Origin of the sequence: Aquabacterium sp. (assembly GCF_036279675.1) — a bacterium.
Taxonomy (GTDB): Bacteria; Pseudomonadota; Gammaproteobacteria; order Burkholderiales; family Burkholderiaceae_C; genus Aquabacterium.
This window is the reverse complement of the sequence record NZ_DASUIS010000017.1, coordinates 1-2,416: the sequence shown is the minus strand read 5'-3', so window position 1 is coordinate 2,416 and position 2,416 is coordinate 1. Positions and strand designations below refer to the sequence as shown.

Here is a 2,416-nt window from a genome sequence, read left to right as displayed (position 1 = left end):
ACCCTGAACGGCCGAGGCATCGGCATGCACCATGTCGTGGCGCAAGCCGAGTTCGGTCGTCCATTGGCTTGTCCAGTTCGCCTCCCATTCGGCAAAGGCGCCCACGCGGTTGCGGATGCCGTTGTCGACGTTCCAGAAGGCACGCGGCCCCATGCTGCCGCCCACAGGCGGCCACCAGTCATACAGGTTGTAGCGCAGCGCTTCCGCTCCCAGCCTGATGGTGCCTTGTTGCGCCATTTCCAGCGAGGTGGTCAGCTGCAGGCCGTCCGTGCTGGCACGTGTGAGCATGGGCATGCCCGTACCGTACTGGTAGCGATCCGGGCCCATGTCCATGGTGTGATGCGTGCGTTGTGTGTAGGCCCGTGCATCCAGATCGCCCCAATCGAAGTCGCCTTTGTAGTGCAGGTTGACCAGCGTGTTGCGGTTGCCTGTCATGTCCATGCGCTGATTGGGAAAGCCCTCGAACAGCACGTGTTGTTCGCCCACCTTGAGTTCCAGCAGGTGCTCGTCCTGCTTCCAGGCGATGTTCACGTCCTGATTGATGAACTTGTAGGCGGACGAGGCGACTTCGTCGGCCGGGATGACGGGGCCGCCTTCCGTGCCTGCCTGTGCTGGTTTGAACTCGCGTGCCGCACTGTAGTTGTCTGCTTGCGCGGTGATGCCGCTGTAGCTCAGGTTCAGCTGGCTGTTGGCATAAGTGCCCGAGGTATGGGCGCTCTGAGCCTTGCCATTGCTGCGCAAGGAGAATCCCAGTTCGCCTTTGAGCAGCAGCGTATCTTCCTCTTTGGCAAACAGGGGAGGGGCGGCGTTCACCTGGATGGTGCCGCCCAGGCTGTCTCCGCCTGCACTGACGGGGGCCACGCCCGCATACACCTTGATTTCACCCACGTTGCTCGGCGCGATGTAGCTCAGCGCCGAGTTCATGTGGTTGGGGCAGGCCGCCTGCAGATCCATGCCATTGACCTGAACGCGCAAGCGGTCATCAGCCAGACCATGGATGGCAGGCAGCGACGAAAGCCCGCCTGCGCCGGTGGTGCTCACCCCTGGCGTCTGTTGCAAGAGCTGGGTGGTATCGGCTTCGCCTGCCTTGAGCCTGTTCAGGCCATTCCTGGCATCCAGTCGGCTTTGGGTTGGCGACTTGCCAGGGCGCTTGGCCGTGACCGTGATCGAAGGCAGATCATCAGGGCTGTCGGCGGCATGTGAGAGCACGGGAGCCAGGCACAGCAACGATCCCAGTGTGCAAACGATGTGGCGTTGATTCATGCGTTTCATGCGGTGAGCGTACCAGCCCGCAGCTTTCCAGCCGCTGCGGGTTGGTGCCGAGTTGATGGTCCGGTCAGGCGGTCTTGCGGCGGCGTGCCAGCCAGGCCACGATGCCTGCGCCCAGCACGGCCATTTCGAGTGAGCCAGCCTCAGGCACGGATGCGGTGATCACCTGTGATGCCGGTACGCCGCTCATCGTGCCAACGGCACCATAACCAGCCAGGCTCGTTCCGGTCATGCACACGGCACCCATCATGCCGCCGGGTGCGCAGTCCGCATAGGCCAGCTTGTCCAGCTGGGCCTGGGTGAGAGGGCTCAGCGGGTCGTTGGGCACAAAGATCAGCGCGTAGGCATTGCCCGGGTTCCTGGCGGCCTTCGGGAAGCCGTCGTACACACCACCAGCGGCGATGCCAGCCTCGGGGCTCCAACCGTCACCGCCCAGGCCCGTCCAGAACGTCCTGGTGTCGGCGTTCTTGAACGTGGCGGCGAACGTGCCGCCCAATGCCGCGTCATACCAGCTCACCAACTGATTGCCCAGGGTGAGCCAGGTCATGCTGTCGTTGGGGTAGCCCACGCTGTTGCCCGTCATCGACTCGCTGAGCTGGCCCTGCAGGTTGGTGATGGCGTGTGTGGTGATGTCGTAGTCGAAGGTGCCGACGAAAATCGAGTCGTTGGGTCGGGTGTCTGGCTCGTACCAGACGGTGGTGACGTTGTAGGTGGCAGTGGCAGCCTGGGCCATGGGCAGGCCTGCCAGCACCAACGTAGCCAAGATCAGAAGTGGCTTGATCATGATGTGGTCCTCTTGTCGTGGTTCTGGTGTGGTTCAGCCTTGACGGTTGCGGCGGCTCAGTCCGACGACAACGCCAAAGCCGGCGAGGACCAGCGCCCAGGTTTCGGGTTCCGGAACGGCTGCCGTGGTCACCTGGGTGATCGGGTAGGTACCTTGCATCGTGCCGCCTGCGAGATTCAGCTTGGCATGGTTGACCCAGCCCGTCATGCAGGTCTTCGTGCTGGACATGCCCATCAGGCTGCCTGTCGTGCAATCTGCGTAGGCCAGCTTGTCGATCTGCGCAGAAGTGAGCGCTGCAGTGGGGTCTGTGGCGTTGACGAAGATGGTGGCGTAGGCGTTCTGGTTGCCGAACTCCTTCATGCC

The 2,416-nt window shown here is 63.0% G+C and carries 3 protein-coding genes; all 3 read right to left on the bottom strand.

Annotation, left to right across the window (positions count from 1 at the left end; translation table 11 throughout):
- Positions 1 to 1,263 (bottom strand): TonB-dependent receptor plug domain-containing protein (locus tag VFW93_RS01695; RefSeq protein ID WP_329692264.1); only part of this gene is annotated, 1,263 nt, incomplete at its 3' end.
- Positions 1,264 to 1,336: 73 nt separating this feature from the next.
- The gene (locus VFW93_RS01690) at positions 1,337 to 2,053 is read right to left on the bottom strand and encodes a PEP-CTERM sorting domain-containing protein (RefSeq protein ID WP_329692263.1); all 717 of its coding nucleotides are present in this window, start codon (positions 2,051 to 2,053) and stop codon (positions 1,337 to 1,339) included.
- A 33-nt stretch (positions 2,054 to 2,086) separates the two neighbouring features.
- Positions 2,087 to 2,416: PEP-CTERM sorting domain-containing protein (locus tag VFW93_RS01685; RefSeq protein ID WP_329692262.1), on the bottom strand; the 330-nt coding region annotated here is incomplete at its 5' end.